This is a genomic window from Streptomyces sp. NPDC033845, from assembly GCF_055576225.1.
On sequence record NZ_JBVIRI010000005.1, the window covers coordinates 432,554 to 447,599 of the forward strand.

Genomic DNA, 15,046 nt, shown 5'->3' on the forward strand with positions numbered 1-15,046 from the left:
TTTGGCATGATCCCCGGCACCGACCGACGGGCCGACCGACAGGGGCGTGCCATGATCCTCACCGTCACGCTCAACACCGCACTGGACGTGACCTACCACGTGCCCAGACTCCGCCCGCACACCTCGCACCGCGTCTTCGACGTCCGCGAACGGCCGGGCGGCAAGGGCGTGAACGTGGCACGGGTGCTGACCGCCCTCGGACATCCGGCCACCGTCACGGGTTTCGCGGGCGGCCCCGCGGGCCAGGCGCTGCGCACCGCACTGGCCGCCGTCCCGGGGGTGACGGACGCCCTGCTGCCGTGTGCCGGGAACACCCGGCGCACGGTCGCCGTCGTCGACACCGCCACCGGGGACACCACCCAGTTCAACGAGGCCGGCCCGGAGATCACCGCCGACGAGTGGTCGGCCTTCCTGGACCGCTTCCGGGAACTGCTCGGCACCGCCCGCGCGGTCGCCCTCTGCGGCAGCCTGCCACCGGGCGTCCCGGTCGGCGCGTACGCCGTCCTGGTCCGCGCCGCCCGCACGGCCGGGGTCCCGGTCCTGCTGGACACCGGCGGCGAGGCCCTGCGCCGCGGGGTCGCCGCCCGCCCCGACGTGATCAAACCCAACGCCACGGAGCTCGCGGAGCTCACCGGGTCCAGGGACCCGCTCCCCGCCACCCTCGCCGCCCGCCGGCGCGGGGCCCGCGCCGTGGTGTCCTCACTGGGCCCGGACGGCCTGCTGGCCGCCACCCCGGACGGCACCTGGCGGGCCGCCCCGCCGCGGCCGCTGGCCGGCAATCCGACGGGCGCCGGGGACTCGGCCGTCGCCGGCCTGCTGTCGGCCCTCGCCGAGGGCCTGCCCTGGCCCGACCGCCTCGCCCGCGCGGTCGCCCTGTCGGCGGCCACCGTACGGGCCCCGGCCGCGGGCGAGTTCGACCCCCGCACCTACGAACAGCTGCGGGGGTCGGTGGAGGTGACGCCGGATCAGCCGCTCAGCCGTTGATCCCGGTGAGCCAGAACTGGTCGATGTTGGCGTTGCACTTGTTGCCGGCCTCGCAGGACAGCTTGATGGTGTTGGTGCCCTCCTTGAGGGTCACCTGGCCCCAGGTGCTCTGCCAGCCCTTCTCCCAGTCGCCCTGCGGCTGCCGGGAGAAGTTGTGCAGCCGGACCGAGGAGGAGTTCGGCTTGCCGTTGATCGTCAGCGTGCCGTCGGCGTCCTCGCCCGGGATGCCGTACCGGATGTAGAACCGGTAGTCGCCGCCCTTGGGCAGCTCCAAGGTCCATGTCACGGCGGCGCCCACCTGGTTGAACCCGCCGACGTACTGTCCGCTCGCGGACTTGGCGCCGGTCACCGAGGAGTCCAGCCGGGCGCCGCCGGAGATCTCCATGCCGGGGCCGCCGGCGTCGCCCTTGGGCAGGCCGGCGGGCTTGGGCTTGTCCGGCTTGCTGGCCTTCGGGCTCGGGTCCTCGGGCGACGGCTGCACGTCCTGGGACTGGCCGGTGGTGGGCTGGTCGCCGCCGGAGGTCTTCTTGTCGTCGTCGCCGAAGGCGAGGGCGGCTCCGATGCCGATCACCACGGCGCCGACCACGGCCACCGCCGCGATCAGCAGGCCGCGCCGGGAGGAGCCGCCGCCACCGCCGTGGCCGCCGTGCGAGGGGCCCGGCTGGGTGTACTGCGGGGGCGGGGCCTGCGGGGGCACCCCGTAGCCGCCGGACTGGATGGCTTCGGGTGCGGCGTAGTGCGGCTGCGGCTGGGCCTGCGGCGGGACGCCGCGCTGGCCGCCGTACGTCCGTTCGCCGACGGTACGGACCTGGTTGTACGAGGTCCGCGGGACGCCTGGCTGGACGCCGGGCTGACCACCGACCGTCGGGCCGGGGTAGCCGTATCCTCCACCCGAGGCGGGCGGGGTGGCTCCGGCAGCCTGGCCGTCCGCGTAGAGGTAGCCGAACGGATCGTCGTCCTCGGGCTTGTTCGCGGGCGTGGTCATCGCGGGTCACTCCTTTCGACCCACGGGAGCCTACCCCGAACAGGTGCGCCCACGGGCTCCGGATGGTCTCAGCCGGCCCGGCGGTGGGCCTTGGAACGAGACCTTTTCTCGATGTACATCCGCTGGTCGGCGGAGCGCAGCACTTCGTCGGCGGACATTCCGCAGCTGGCCCAGCCGATGCCGAAACTGGCTCCGACCCGGACCGCGCGGCCGTCCACCCGGATCGGCGGGATGATCGCGTTCCGCAGCCGGACGGCGAGGTCGGCGGCGTCGGCGGCACCGAGTCCGTCGGCGAGGACGACGAACTCGTCACCACCCAGCCGGGCGACGGTGTCGCCGTCCCTGACGCCGGTGGTCAGCCGTCTGGCGACCTCGATGAGGACGGCGTCCCCGGTGTGGTGCCCGAACCGGTCGTTGATCGACTTGAAGCCGTCGAGGTCGCAGAAGAGGACGGCCAGCCCCTTGCTGCCGTCGTCGACCTCGCCGTCCGGGGCCACGGTGTGGACGTGGTGGTCGTACGGGCCGCCGGCCTCGGGGACGCCCGGACCGCCGGGCCCGCCCTGTCCGCCGGGGTATTCGAAGGGGTCGGGGTAGCCGTCCGGCTGGAAGCCGTGCTCCCCGGGGCCGGAGCCCTCGCCGGGGCGGACGGCGTGCCGGCCGTGCGGTTCGAAGGCGGCGTCGAGGGCCTCCACCGCGGTGGCCCGCACCGACTGGGGCCGCCGGCAGAGCCGGGCGCCGAGCCTGGCCCGCAGTTCGGCGCTGTTGGGCAGGCCGGTGAGGGAGTCGTGACTGGCCCGGTGGGCGAGCTGGAGCTCGTGGCGTTTGCGTTCCTCGATGTCCTCGACGTGGGTGAGGAGGAACCGGGGGCCGTCGGCGGCGTCGGCGACCACCGAGTTGCGGAGCGAGACCCAGACGTAGCTGCCGTCGCGGCGGCCGAGGCGGAGCTCGGCCCGGCCGCCCTCGGCGGAGGTGCGCAGCAGGGTGCCGATGTCCTCGGGGTGCACGAGGTCGGAGAAGGAGTAGCGGCGCAGCACGGAGGCGGGCCGGCCGAGCAGCCGGCACAGGGCGTCGTTGGTGCGGAGCAGCCGGCCGTGCTGGTCGCCGCCCATCTCGGCGATGGCCATGCCGCTGGGCGCGTACTCGAAGGCCTGCCGGAAGGACTCCTCGCTGGCGCGCAGGGCCTGCTGTTCGCGTTCCAGCCGGACCAGGGCCCGCTGCATGTTCGCGCGCAGCCGGGCGTTGCTGATCGCGATGGCGGCCTGGAAGGCGTACATCTGGAGGGCTTCGCGGCCCCAGGCGCCGGGGCGGCGTCCGTTGCGCGGGCGGTCGACGGAGATGACCCCGAGGAGTTCGCCGCCGGAGGCGTACATGGGGGCGTAGAGCCGGTCCTCGGGGTGCCACTCGTCCTTGAAGCGGGGTTCGGGGCCGTCGGTGTGCCATTGGGGGACGTCGTCCTCCAGCAGCACCCAGCCCTCGGAGTGCGGGATGAAGCGGAGTCCGTCCCAGGACTCGCCCATGGCCAGGCGGCGTTCCCAGGAGGCGCGGGAGCCGACCCGGCCGGTGATCAGGGCTTCGGCGGCGGGGTCCCCGGCGAAGGCGGCGACGACCAGATCACCGTCGGGGCGGACGAGGTTGACACAGGCGAGTTCGTAGCCGAGGCCGACGACGATGCCGTCCACGACGGTCTGCAGGGTGTCCGCCAGGCTCCTGGCCGTGTTGAGTTCGGCCACCACCTGGTGCAGCTGCCGCAGGGTCGCAAGACGGACGTACGGCTCCGACTCGGTCTCCATTGCTCGCTCTCCCCGAGACCTCGACAGCAACTCCAGGTTTGGCATCGGCGTTTCGTTGCGGTGTCCCGTCCACTGAATCACAGTGAGCTGTGCGGCAGGTACACAGGGTCAACAAATCTTGCTCTCTGTGACTCAAGTCACATGATCTGCTGATCGGGTTGATGGTGGGCGGGGTGCGGAGGGGAGCGCTCCCCCGGCTTCCCGGTCGCGAACGCGTGCGTACGTCCCAGGTCCCGGACCGGACGGGACCGGAGCCCGAGCGCGGCCGGACCGGGCTCGGACCATGGACCGATGCGGGACGCGGGAGGGCGAGACTAGCGTTCCCGGCATGCCCAAGACGAGACCCCGGACCGAACCCGCCACCCCTCATGCTGAGGGGGTGAGCGACGAAGAGTTCCGGGCCGCGATGTCCCGGCTGGCAGCGGGTGTGGTGCTGGTCACGGCGCACGAGCCGGCCCTGACCGAGACCGGCCCGCCCGGCGAGGACGTGGGCATGACGGCCACCGCCTTCATGTCCGTCTCGCTGGATCCGCCGCTGGTGGTGGTCAGCCTGCGGGAGGGCTCCCGGATGGACGACCTGCTGGCCGAACAGCCGCTGTGGGCGGTGTCGCTGCTGGCGGAGGGGCAGCAGCGGGCGGCGAGCCTGTTCGCCATGAAGAACCGGATCAGCGACCGGCTGCTGTTCGCGGACCTGCCGTGGTCGCGGGGCGGGATCTCGGGGGCCCCGCTGCTGGGCGGCTCGCTGGCCACCCTGGAGTGCCGTACGGAGTCCCGGACTGCGGCCGGGGACCACACGCTGGTGGTGGGCCGGGTACTGGCCGCGCACTGCCCGGCGGGCGCGGACGGCGGCCCGCTGGCGTACTTCCGCGGCGGCTACCGCCGCCTGGGCGGCTGACTCGCCGGCACGGCACGACCATCCGCCGGCCCGGGCCGGAGTCTGCGGGCCAGGGCTGCGGCCCGGGCCGGCCCGCGGGCTACCAGTCGCGGCCGGTGCGGCCCCGCTTGGTCTCGGCGCGGGCCTTCTTCTCGCGCAGCCGGCGCTCGTTGATCCCGCGCGGGATCTTCGTGGCGCGCCGCTGCTTGGGCGGCGGCGCGGTCGCCTCGGCCAGCAGCGCGGCCAGCCGCACCAGCGCCGTCTCCCGGTTGCGCCACTGCGAGCGGTGCTCGGAGGCGCGGACCGTCACCACCCCGTCGACCAGCCGGGACGCCAGCCGTTCCAGCGCCCGGGCCCGCCACACCTCGGGCAGCGCCGAGGTCGCGGACAGGTCGAAGAGGAGCTCCACCCGGGAGTCCGAGGTGTTGACGTGCTGGCCGCCGGGTCCCGAGGAACGCGAGAACCGCCAGCTGAGTTCGGCCTCGGGAAGCACGACCGAGCCGCGGATGACATAGGGACCAGGCATGCCCCCATGGTCCCGCCCCGGGAGCCGTCCCGTCATCCCCATTTCGCACGGCGTCGGGGACCGCGGAACCTTCCCGCCCCCTCCCCGCGTTATGACAGTCAGCGATAGCTTGACCACACGGTCACGGCTCGACGAAAGGGACATCCGATGGCGGTAAGCCTGTCCAAGGGCGGCAACGTCTCCCTCACGAAGGAGGCGCCCGGCCTCAGCGCGGTCACGGTCGGCCTCGGCTGGGACGTCCGTACGACGACCGGCGTCGACTTCGACCTGGACGCCTCGGCGATCGCGGTGAACGCGGCCGGCCGTGTGGTCTCCGACGGCCACTTCGTCTTCTTCAACAACAAGTCCACCCCGGACCAGACCATCGTGCACACCGGTGACAACCGGACCGGCGAGGGCTCGGGCGACGACGAGGCCATCAACGTCAACCTGGCCGGTCTGCCGGCCGATGTCGACAAGATCGTCTTCCCGGTGTCCATCTACGACGCCGACGCCCGCAGCCAGAACTTCGGCCAGGTCCGCAACGCGTACATCCGCGTGGTGAACCAGGCCGGCGGCACCGAGATCGCGCGCTACGACCTCTCCGAGGACGCGGCCACCGAGACCGCCATGGTCTTCGGCGAGCTCTACCGCAACGGCGCCGAGTGGAAGTTCCGCGCCGTCGGCCAGGGTTACGCCTCGGGTCTGACCGGCATCGCCCAGGACTTCGGCGTCAACGTCTGAGTCCCGCTCGCAGAAGCCCCCTCCCGGCCGTCCGGGGAGGGGGCTTCGCTACGGTCGGCCAATGATGATCGAACCGCTCGTCCCGGTGGACGGCGCACTGCCCGGCCCGGTGCTCACCGAGGTGGCCGCCCTGTACGCCACCAACCGCGCCTTCTTCGAGCTGACCGGGGACTTCCCGAACCCGGACCGGATCACCGTGGAACAGGTGGCGGCGGCCCTCGCCGACGAACTGGCCCAGGACGGTGCCCGGGTGCTGCTGGCCCGCTCGGCGGGACGGCTGGTCGGTCTGGCCGCGGTCCTCGACCGCCATCCGGACCCGGCGGACCCGGACCCCTGGATCGGACTGCTGCTGATCGACGCCACCGCGCACCGCCGGGGTTTCGGCCGGGCCCTGGCCGGGGAGGTCGAGGCCCGCTTCCGGGCGGCCGGCCGGACCGGCGTACGGCTGGCCGTACTGGACGACAACCCGCGCGGGCTGGCCTTCTGGCAGGCCCAGGGGTACTCCGAGCTCCGCGCCGGCACCGACCGCGAGGCCGGCCGGGCCTGCACCGTCCTGCGCAAACCCCTCGACTGAACGCTGCCGGCCGGGCCCGACGGCGGCCTAGCGCTTGGGGGAGGCGGTGGGCCGGTCCTCCCCGTACAGCCAGACGTCCCACACCTCGTCCAGGTCCGCCCCGGTGCGGCGCTCCGCGTAGCCGGTGAAGTCGGCGGTGCTCGCGTTCCCGTGCCGGTGGTCGGCGGCCCAGCCGCGGAGCAGGTCGAAGAACCGCGCGTCCCCCACCTCCTGCCGGATCCGGTGCAGCACCATCGCGCCCCGGTAGTAGACCGGGTCCCCGGAGATGTCCTCGGGGCCGGGCGGCGAGGCCGGCGGGAACGCCCGCCAGTCGGAGTCGGCGGCCGGGTCGACCTCGGTGTCGCCCCGGTCGAAGGCCCGGAACCGCTGCTCGGCGGTGGGCCCGCCGTGGTCCTCGGACCACAGCCACTCGGCGTAGGTGGCGAAGCCCTCGTTCAGCCACATGTCCTTCCAGGACTTCGGCGACACCGAGTTCCCGAACCACTGGTGGGCCGTCTCGTGGAGCACCAGGTCCACGTCCGGGGCCCCCGGGTAGACCGGCCGGGTCTGGGTCTCCAAGGCGTAGCCGAGGGTGCCCTCGCTCTCCACGATGGCCCCGGCGGCGGCGAACGGATACGGCCCGAACTTCGCGCTCCCCCACTCCACGATCTCCGGGATCCGGGCCAGCCCGGGCGCGCTGCGCTCCGCCTCGGCGGGCACCACCGCGTTGTAGACGGGGATCCCGGAGGGGGTGGTGGCGGTGCTGACGCGGTACTTGCCGATCGCCAGGGTGGCCAGATAGCCGGCCATGGGCTCGCCGGAGTGCCAGCGGAACTCGGTGGTGCCGCCGCTGTCGGTGCGGGAGCCGAGCCGGCCGTTGGACACGGCCTCGTAGCCCTTGGGGACGCGCACGGTCAGATCGTAGGCGGCCTTGTCGGCGGGGTGGTGGTTGCCGGGGAACCAGGCCATCGAGCCGACGGGTTCGCCGACCGCGACGGATCCGTCGGCGGTGCGGATCCAGCCCTCCTCGGACCCGTCGGCGTCCTTCACGGTGCGGGGCTTGCCGGAGTAGCGGACGACGGTGCGGAACACCTCGCCCTTCTCCAGGTCCTCGGCCGGACGGACCGTCAGCTCCTGTCCGGTCCGGTTGAACCGGGCGCCCTCGCCCTGCACGGTCACCCCGGACACGTCCATCCCGGACAGGTCGAGGTTGAAGGAGCTGAGCCCCTGCCGGGCCTCCGCGGTGATCACCACGGTGCCGTCGAGGCGCCCGCTGTCGGGGCGGTAGTCCAGGTCCAGGCCGTAGTGGCGGACGTCGTAGCCGCCGTTGCCGGCCTTCGGGAAGTAGGGGTCCCGGAGGCCGGACGAGCCGGGCCGCCCCTGGACCGTGCCGGCCGTGCACGCCGTGGTGAGGGCGAGCAGGGCGGCGGTGGCGGGGGCGGCGAACCGGAAGTGCGTGCGGTGATCCACACGATCGATCCTAAGCGGCGGGCGCGGCCGCGGACCGCTGTCCACCGCCGCGCCCGTCCGGATCAGGCCGTTCGCCGTCAGCGGTCGAGGGCGTCCACGCCGGCCTTGGCGAACTTCTCGTCCAGGTCCCCGCTGGGCGCGCCGGCCACACCGATGCCGGCCACCGGGGCGCCCTTGGCCTGCACCGGGGTGCCGCCGCCGAGGAACAGGGTCCCGGGGATGTCCTTCAGGTTCGGGGTCTGGGCCAGCCGGCCGGCGAGCACCGAGGTCGGCGCGTTCCAGGAGACGGCGGTGAACGCCTTGCGCTCGGCCGACTCGTAGGACTGCGGACCGGCGCCGTCGCCGCGCAGGGTGACGATCGTGTTGCCGTTGCGGTCCACGACCGCGACCGTGACCCGCTGGTTCTCCTTCTCCGCGGCGTCCAGCGCGGCCTGGGCGGCGCGGGTCGCGGCCTCCACGGTCAGGTGGGTGGAGGTGGTGAAGTTCCGGTCGCGGTCCTTCTTGGCGACGGCGGCCGGGGCGGCACCGGGCGCCGCGTTCGCGGTGACGGCACCGAAGGTTCCGGCGCCGAGCGCGACGGCGAGGGCGGCACCGGTGAGGACACGGGTACGGGTGTTCATGCTGCTGCTCCCTGGCGTGGTTCTGGACGGGTCCTGGACTCGTTCTCGTCTGCTCCAAGCCTGTCCCCGCGGACCCCGCCGGCCCGTCCCCGTACCGGCTCGCCCCGGGCACCGGTCCGGACGACACGGGGGTCAGCCGATCGGTCGATGCGCCCCGGCCGCCACCCCGAGTTTGCTGGTCAGAACCCCCTCCCGGCCCGGTCGGAGCCGTTGAGCCGGCCGGCCCGGCAGGATGGAGGAGCACACCGACCCAGCGAAGGAACCCACCGCGTGACCACCGCCCCGCCGCCCCAGGGCCGCACCGCCCGGCCGCCCGCCGGACAGGCCGTGCGGCGCACCCGGGCGCTGGCGGCCGTCACCCACACCGCGTTCTTCCTGCTGCTCGGCGCCTCCGTGGCCCGCTTCCTGCTCCGCCACCCCGGCGAACCCCGCACCCCCTGGGTGATCGCCCTCAGCACCGCCCTCGCCCTCCTCTACGTCCTGGGCGGCGCCGCCCGCACCGGCCCGGGCTCCCGCGGCCCGGCGGCCGGCGGCCCGGCCCGCCCCACCCTCCGCCGGCTGTGCTGGCTGGGCCTGGTCGTGGCCACCTGGGTGGTGCTGGTGGTCCTCGCGCCCAGCTTCGCCTGGTGCGCGGTCCCGCTCTTCTACACGGCCCTGCGCACCCTGCCGCCCCGGGCCGCGGTGGCCCTGGTCGCCCTGCTCACCCTGTTCGTGGTCATCGCCCAGCTCCAGCTGTCGGACCGCTTCGACCCCAACCTGCTGCTGGCCCCGCCCGCCGTGGCCGCGCTCGCCACCGCCGTGTTCATCCACATGGAACGGCAGGCCACCGCCCAGCAGGAACTGATCGACGACCTGATCCGCACCCGCCGGGAACTCGCCGCCACCGAACGCCGGGAGGGCACCCTCGCCGAACGGCAGCGGCTGTCCATGGAGATCCACGACACCCTCGCCCAGCACCTCTCCAGCCAGCAGATGCTGCTCCAGGCCGCCGACCGCGTCTGGGACGCCGACCCGGCGACCGCCCGCGCCCACGTCCGCACCGCCACCGGGATCACCGCCCGGGGCCTCGCCGAGGCCCGCCGGCTGGTCCACGACCTCGCCCCGCGGGAACTCGCCGGCGGCACCGGCCTCCCGGAGGCCCTGCGCGCCCTGGACGCCGGCCCCGGCATCACCGTCCGCTTCCACCTCGAAGGCACCCCGGTCCCGCTGCCCGACCGCACCCAGTCGGCCCTGCTGCGGATCGCCCAGGGTGCCCTGGCGAACGTACGGGAGCACTCCGGCGCCCGTGCCGCCGCACTGACCCTCAGCTTCCTCGGCGACCAGGTGGTCCTGGACATCGCGGACGACGGCCACGGCTTCACCGCCACCGACCGGCCGCCCACCGGGGACCGCGGGCACGGCCTGCCCGCCATCCGCGCCCGGGTGCACGGCCTGGGCGGCACCCTCACCCTCGAATCCGCCCCCGGCGAGGGCACGGTCCTCTCCGCCGCACTGCCCCTGGAGCCCACCCCATGACGACCACGATCCTGCTGTGCGACGACCACGTGGTGGTGCGCGCCGGGCTGCTGGCCCTGCTCGGCAGCGAACCCGACATCGAGGTCCTCGGCGAGGCCGGCAGCGGCGAGGAGGCCGTGGCCCTGGCCGCCAAGCTGCACCCCGACGTGGTCCTGATGGACCTCCAGCTCGGGGACGGCATCGACGGGGTCGAGGCCACCCGCCGGATCACCGCCCTGCCCGGCCGCCCGCCGCACGTCCTGGTCCTCACCACGTACGACACCGACGCCGACATCACCCGGGCCATCGGGGCCGGCGCCACCGGCTACCTCCTCAAGGCCGAACGCCCCGAGGAACTCTTCGCCGCCATCCACTCCGCCGCCCAGGGCCGCACCACCCTGTCCCCGCCCGTCGCCAGCCGGGTGATGGCCCATATGCGCGGCGCCCGCCCCACCCTCACCGAACGCGAGCTCGACATCCTGGGCCAGCTCGCCCACGGCCTGGGCAACCGGGAGATCGCCCGCGCCCTGTTCATCAGCGAGGCCACCGTCAAGACCCACCTGGGCCGGATCTACGACAAGCTCGGCGTGGACACCCGGGCCGGCGCCGTCGCGGTCGCGAAGGAACAGCGCCTGCTGCCGTGACCCCCGGCCCCGCCGGGGCGTGACACCATCGGATACGTGCTCGACATCGGCTACTCCCTCTCCCGGCGCTTCCCCGACCCCCCGCAGACCGACTACCGGTCCGCGGACGTCCACGCGCTGCGCCACGACCTGTTCTGCGGGGACGTCTACCTCGCCGACACCAAGGAGGACCGGGAAGTATCCACAGCCTGGGGATGGGTGCCCGTCCTCGACTTCGCCTGGGCCCTCTGCGACATCGTCGAACAGCTCGACCGGGACCCGCGCGGCAGCCGCTCCTCCAACCGGCAGTACGCCGAACTCGACTTCACCGAATCCACCGACCGCATGCTCTTCGAGCGCCGCTTCGGCTGGGTGGACGTGGAAGCGGACTGGATGCCGGCCGAAGAGGCCCCGCTCACCTTCAGCCACCGGCTGCTGCGCCGCGAGGCCCGCGACTTCCTGCACGACCTGATCGCCGACCTCACCGACATGCACGAGGGCCTCGGAGACAACCCCACCATCTGGACCCTCCAGTCCCGCTTCCCCCGCGTCCCGGCCTGACCGGACACGGGGAGCCATACGACGGGCCGCGGGCCGCGGGCCGCGGGATACGAACGACGGGCTACGGGCTACGGCTCGACCCGTACCCCCAGATGCGCCGCGAACGCCGGAGCCAGGTCCAGCAGCTGCGCCGGGCTGATCACCGCACCGGCCAGCCGGTCCAGGCCCCGGGCGATGTCCAGCTCGGCGGCCCCCCGGAAGTCCACGTCCGACAACCGGGCCCGGCTGAAGTCCGCCCCGCGCAGCACACAGTCCCGGAACTCCACCCGCTCCAGCACCGCCTCCCCGAAATCCGCCTCCACCAGCACCACCCCCTCGAACACCACGTCCCGCAGCACGGCCGCCCGCAGGTTCAGGTAGTCGATCTTCCCGCCGCGCACCAGCACCCGCTCCAGACCCGCCCCGTGCAACTGCGCCCCGCCCAGCCGCGCCTGCACCAGCTCCACGTCCCGCAGCGTCGCCCCGGCCAGATCCGCGCCCACCCCGCGCACCCCGTCCAGGACGCAGTCCAGGAACCGGGCCCGCGCCAGCCGCGCCCCGTCCAGGGCACAGCCCGTCAGCCGGCAGTCCAGGAACCGGGCGCCGTCCCCCTGCTGCCCGCCGAGGTCCAGCCCGTCGAAGGCCAGCCCGTCGTAGTCACCGTCGGGCTCCAGCCCGCCCTCGTACGGAACCGGCTCCGGCAGCCGCACCTCGGGCCGCCGGGCCGGCCTCGGCTTCGCCACCTCAGGCCCCCGCCCCGGCCGTCCGCACCAGATCGTCACCGGTCAGCCGGTACTTGGTCCACTCGTCCTGCGGCCGCGCGCCCAGCGACTCGTAGAAGGCGATCGTCGGCGCGTTCCAGTTCAGCACCGACCATTCGAGCCGCTCCCAGCCACGCTCCACACAGGTCCGCGCCAGCGCGGCCAGCAGCGCCCGGCCGTGGCCGCCACCGCGCGCGCCGGGCCGGACGTACAGGTCCTCCAGATAGATGCCGTGCACCCCGCGCCAGGTCGAGAAGCTCCGGAACCACAGGGCGAACCCGACCACCGAGCCGTCCGCGTCCTCCGCGATGTGCGCGAACACCGCCGGATCCGGCCCGAACAGGGCCTCCCGCAACTGCTCCTCGGTGGCCCGCACCTCGTGCAGCGCCCGCTCGTAGTCGGCGAGCTCCCGGACCATCGCGAGCACGGCGGGAACGTCGGACACCTCGGCTTCTCTGATCATCCCCGCAGCCTAGGCCGTCCCCCCGACACCGGCCGTCACTGCGGCACCGGCCGTGCGGCACCTGCCCCACGGCCCGGTCAGCGCCCCAGCAGCAGCCCGGCGATCACCAGCTGCTCCGCGTCCGGCTCGGGCACCTCCCCCTCCGCCACCGCCTCCTGCACATCCCACAGACAGTTCTGCAGCACCCGCGCCAGCGTCCACCGGCGGGCCCGCTCCCGGTCCAGCCCCAGCACCCCGGTCATCCGGTCGAACCGCCGGAGCACCTGGTCCACCGCGAACCGGTTGCGGAGCGCCGGCATCAGATCGAACCCAGGGTCCCCGGCCAGCGGCTTCGGATCGATCGCCAGCCACTCCCCCGGCCGCTCCCCCGGCCACTTCCCCGCGCGGCCCGCCAGCACATTGCCGAAGTGCAGGTCCCAGTGCAGCAGCCGGTCACCCGGCTCCCCCGCCACCTCCCGGAGCGCCGCCGCGCAGTCCCGCAGCAGCTCCCGCTCCGGCCCCTCCGGCAGGGCGCGCAGCGCCCCCGGCACCTCGGCCAGCATCCGCTCGGACAGCTCCCCCAACCCCCGCATCCCGGGCGGCGCCGGAACCGCCGTCAGCCGGGCCAGCAGGTCCGCGACCACGCCGACCGCCCGGTCCGGATCGGACTGGGCCACCGCCTCCAGGGAACGCCGTCCGTCCAGCCGCTCCAGCAGCAGCGTCCCGGTCCCCGCGTCGTGCTCCAACAGCCGCACGCTGCCCCGCCCGTCCCAGACCCGCAGCGCCGCCGACTCCCCGGCCGTCTCCTCGTCGGGCAACTGCAGCTTCAACACCGCCGCGGTACCGTCCGCCCGCTCCACCGGGACCACCAGCGCCGCCGTACCGTGCATCACCTCCCCGGCCGGCCGCAGCCCCCAGCGCCCCAGGAACTCCTCCGCCCGGCCCGGCAGCGCGGCCACGAAGGCCCGCCCCGCCTCCCCGTGGAACAGAACCTGCGCCTCGGCCCACCCCGCCGGAACCTCGATCATGCCCCGACCCTAGGCCGCACGGGGCCCGGCACCCTAAAGGCCCGCCCGCGCCCCCACATCAGTCACAAGGCCGCATCACCCGCCCCGAAACACGGCATCCGGTATCTGGACACCCCTCCGGCAGCCCGTGTACCAACTCCCCCATGACGATCAACGGCGGCATCTCCTTCTGGTACGCGACCGATCCGGACACCGCGACAGGCGACGGAACAGACACCGCGTCGGCCACCGGAACGGGCACCGGAGCGCCCCGCCCGGCCCGCGCCCCCCTCACCGGCCACGCCACCGCCGACGTCGTCATCGTCGGCGCCGGCTACACCGGCCTGTGGACCGCCTACTACCTCAAGCAGGCCGCCCCCGACCTCCGCGTCACCGTCCTCGAACAGAAGTTCTGCGGATACGGGGCCTCCGGCCGCAACGGCGGCTGGCTCTACAACGGCATCGCCGGACGCGACCGCTACGCCGCCCGGCACGGCCACGAAGCCGCCCGCCGCCTCCAACAGGCCATGAACCACACGGTCACCGAAGTGATCGACACCGCCGCCAAGGAGGGCATCGACGCCGACATCCACCGCGGCGGAGTCCTCGAAGTCGCCCGCACCCCCGCCCAACTCGGCCGCCTGCACGCCTTCCACGAAGCCGAACTCGCCTTCGGCGAAACCGACCGCACCCTCCACGACGCCACCGCCACCCGCGCCCGCATCGACATCGCCGACGCCGTCGGCTCCAGCTGGACCCCGCACGGCGCCCGCATCCACCCGCTCAAACTGGTCCGCGGGCTCGCCGCCGCCTGCGAACGCCTCGGCGTGGTCATCCACGAGTCCACCCCGGTCACCGAGATCGCACCCCGCCGCGCCATCACCCCGTACGGCACCGTCAGCGCACCCCACGTCCTGCGCTGCACCGAAGGTTTCACCGCGGCCCTCAAGGGCCAGAAGCGCTCCTGGCTCCCGATGAACTCCTCCATGATCGTCACTGCCCCGATCCCCGAGGCCACCTGGGAACGACTCCACTGGTCCGGCAACGAGACCCTCGGCGACATGGCCCACGCCTACATGTACGCCCAGCGCACCGCCGACAACCGCATCGCCCTCGGCGGCCGCGGCGTCCCCTACCGCTTCGGCTCCCGCACCGACAACGACGGCACCACCCAGCCCGCCACCATCGCCGCCCTGACCACCCTGCTGACCTCGTTCTTCCCCGCGCTGGCCGGCACCGAGATCACCCACGCCTGGTCAGGGGTCCTCGGCGTGCCCCGCGACTGGTGCGCCACCGTCACCCTCGACCGCACCACCGGCCTCGGCTGGGCGGGCGGCTACGTCGGCTCCGGCGTCGCCACCTCCAACCTGGCCGCCCGCACCCTCCGCGACCTGGTCCTGGAACGCCCCACCGAACTCACCACACTGCCCTGGGTCGACCACCGCGTCCGCCGCTGGGAACCGGAACCCCTCCGCTGGCTCGGCGTACACGCCCTCTACGCCGCCTACCGCGAGGCCGACCGCCGCGAGACCGCCACCCACACCCCCCGCACCGCCACCCTGGCCCGGCTCGCCGACCGGATCTCCGGCCGCCACTGACCCACCGGACACCCCCGGACACCCTCGGACACCCACCGGCAGCCACGGACACCCAC

At 74.0% G+C, this 15,046-nt stretch carries 16 protein-coding genes; 8 read left to right on the plus strand and 8 right to left on the minus strand.

Annotated elements, in window-relative coordinates:
- Positions 1 to 51: 51 nt before the first annotated feature.
- Positions 52 to 984, plus strand: a complete 933-nt coding sequence (locus ACZ50K_RS14250) for a 1-phosphofructokinase family hexose kinase (protein WP_468902120.1) — start codon at positions 52 to 54, stop codon at positions 982 to 984.
- On the opposite strand, the gene ACZ50K_RS14255 is transcribed toward ACZ50K_RS14250, so the two are convergent.
- Both ACZ50K_RS14255 and cdgB read right to left on the minus strand, forming a co-directional pair.
- Complete coding sequence (locus ACZ50K_RS14255; RefSeq protein WP_468902123.1) at positions 974 to 1,969, minus strand: carbohydrate-binding protein; 996 nt, start codon at positions 1,967 to 1,969, stop codon at positions 974 to 976. The genes ACZ50K_RS14250 and ACZ50K_RS14255 overlap by 11 nt on opposite strands.
- Positions 1,970 to 2,037: 68 nt before the next feature.
- Positions 2,038 to 3,759, minus strand: a complete 1,722-nt coding sequence (gene cdgB, locus ACZ50K_RS14260; RefSeq protein WP_468902125.1) for a diguanylate cyclase CdgB — start codon at positions 3,757 to 3,759, stop codon at positions 2,038 to 2,040.
- Positions 3,760 to 4,087: 328 nt separating this feature from the next.
- Here cdgB and ACZ50K_RS14265 point away from each other — a divergent pair, with 328 nt between their 5' ends.
- The gene (locus ACZ50K_RS14265) at positions 4,088 to 4,654 is read left to right on the plus strand and encodes a flavin reductase family protein (protein WP_468902127.1); all 567 of its coding nucleotides are present in this window, start codon (positions 4,088 to 4,090) and stop codon (positions 4,652 to 4,654) included.
- Between the two features lie 79 nt (positions 4,655 to 4,733).
- On the opposite strand, the gene arfB is transcribed toward ACZ50K_RS14265, so the two are convergent.
- Positions 4,734 to 5,159: an alternative ribosome rescue aminoacyl-tRNA hydrolase ArfB gene (gene arfB / locus ACZ50K_RS14270; protein WP_468902130.1), complete on the minus strand. Its 426-nt coding sequence runs from the start codon at positions 5,157 to 5,159 to the stop codon at positions 4,734 to 4,736.
- 147 nt (positions 5,160 to 5,306) lie between these two features.
- Here arfB and ACZ50K_RS14275 point away from each other — a divergent pair, with 147 nt between their 5' ends.
- A complete protein-coding gene (locus ACZ50K_RS14275) occupies positions 5,307 to 5,882 on the plus strand; it encodes a TerD family protein (RefSeq protein WP_468902133.1) in 576 nt (191 codons plus the stop codon).
- Between the two features lie 61 nt (positions 5,883 to 5,943).
- Complete coding sequence (locus ACZ50K_RS14280) at positions 5,944 to 6,456, plus strand: GNAT family N-acetyltransferase (protein ID WP_468902136.1); 513 nt, start codon at positions 5,944 to 5,946, stop codon at positions 6,454 to 6,456.
- A 27-nt stretch (positions 6,457 to 6,483) separates the two neighbouring features.
- On the opposite strand, the gene ACZ50K_RS14285 is transcribed toward ACZ50K_RS14280, so the two are convergent.
- Together ACZ50K_RS14285 and ACZ50K_RS14290 are read right to left on the minus strand one after the other, a co-directional pair.
- Positions 6,484 to 7,905, minus strand: coding sequence for a M1 family metallopeptidase (locus tag ACZ50K_RS14285; protein ID WP_468902139.1), 1,422 nt, complete (start codon positions 7,903 to 7,905; stop codon positions 6,484 to 6,486).
- A 77-nt stretch (positions 7,906 to 7,982) separates the two neighbouring features.
- Positions 7,983 to 8,525, minus strand: coding sequence for a GlcG/HbpS family heme-binding protein (locus ACZ50K_RS14290; protein WP_468902141.1), 543 nt, complete (start codon positions 8,523 to 8,525; stop codon positions 7,983 to 7,985).
- Between the two features lie 270 nt (positions 8,526 to 8,795).
- Between ACZ50K_RS14290 and ACZ50K_RS14295 the strand changes: the two genes are divergently transcribed.
- Genes ACZ50K_RS14295 through ACZ50K_RS14305 form a run of 3 tightly spaced genes read left to right on the plus strand, consistent with a single transcriptional unit; the run spans position 8,796 to position 11,203 of the window.
- On the plus strand, positions 8,796 to 10,040 hold the full coding sequence (locus ACZ50K_RS14295; protein WP_468902144.1) for a sensor histidine kinase: 1,245 nt from the start codon (positions 8,796 to 8,798) through the stop codon (positions 10,038 to 10,040).
- Positions 10,037 to 10,663 (plus strand): response regulator, encoded by a 627-nt coding sequence (locus tag ACZ50K_RS14300; RefSeq protein ID WP_468902146.1) that lies wholly within the window; start codon positions 10,037 to 10,039, stop codon positions 10,661 to 10,663. The genes ACZ50K_RS14295 and ACZ50K_RS14300 overlap by 4 nt, the downstream gene beginning before the upstream one ends.
- A 36-nt stretch (positions 10,664 to 10,699) precedes the next feature.
- Positions 10,700 to 11,203 (plus strand): hypothetical protein, encoded by a 504-nt coding sequence (locus tag ACZ50K_RS14305; protein WP_468902149.1) that lies wholly within the window; start codon positions 10,700 to 10,702, stop codon positions 11,201 to 11,203.
- A 68-nt stretch (positions 11,204 to 11,271) separates the two neighbouring features.
- Here ACZ50K_RS14305 and ACZ50K_RS14310 read toward each other — a convergent pair whose 3' ends face one another.
- The 3 genes from ACZ50K_RS14310 to ACZ50K_RS14320 all read right to left on the minus strand — a co-directional run bounded on the left by ACZ50K_RS14310 (position 11,272) and on the right by ACZ50K_RS14320 (position 13,413).
- Positions 11,272 to 11,925: a pentapeptide repeat-containing protein gene (locus tag ACZ50K_RS14310; protein WP_468902152.1), complete on the minus strand. Its 654-nt coding sequence runs from the start codon at positions 11,923 to 11,925 to the stop codon at positions 11,272 to 11,274.
- A gap of 1 nt (position 11,926) precedes the next feature.
- Positions 11,927 to 12,406, minus strand: coding sequence for a GNAT family N-acetyltransferase (locus ACZ50K_RS14315; RefSeq protein WP_468902155.1), 480 nt, complete (start codon positions 12,404 to 12,406; stop codon positions 11,927 to 11,929).
- A gap of 77 nt (positions 12,407 to 12,483) precedes the next feature.
- Positions 12,484 to 13,413: an aminoglycoside phosphotransferase family protein gene (locus ACZ50K_RS14320; protein ID WP_468902158.1), complete on the minus strand. Its 930-nt coding sequence runs from the start codon at positions 13,411 to 13,413 to the stop codon at positions 12,484 to 12,486.
- A gap of 143 nt (positions 13,414 to 13,556) precedes the next feature.
- Between ACZ50K_RS14320 and ACZ50K_RS14325 the strand changes: the two genes are divergently transcribed.
- The gene (locus ACZ50K_RS14325) at positions 13,557 to 14,990 is read left to right on the plus strand and encodes an NAD(P)/FAD-dependent oxidoreductase (protein ID WP_468902161.1); all 1,434 of its coding nucleotides are present in this window, start codon (positions 13,557 to 13,559) and stop codon (positions 14,988 to 14,990) included.
- Positions 14,991 to 15,046 lie beyond the last annotated feature (56 nt).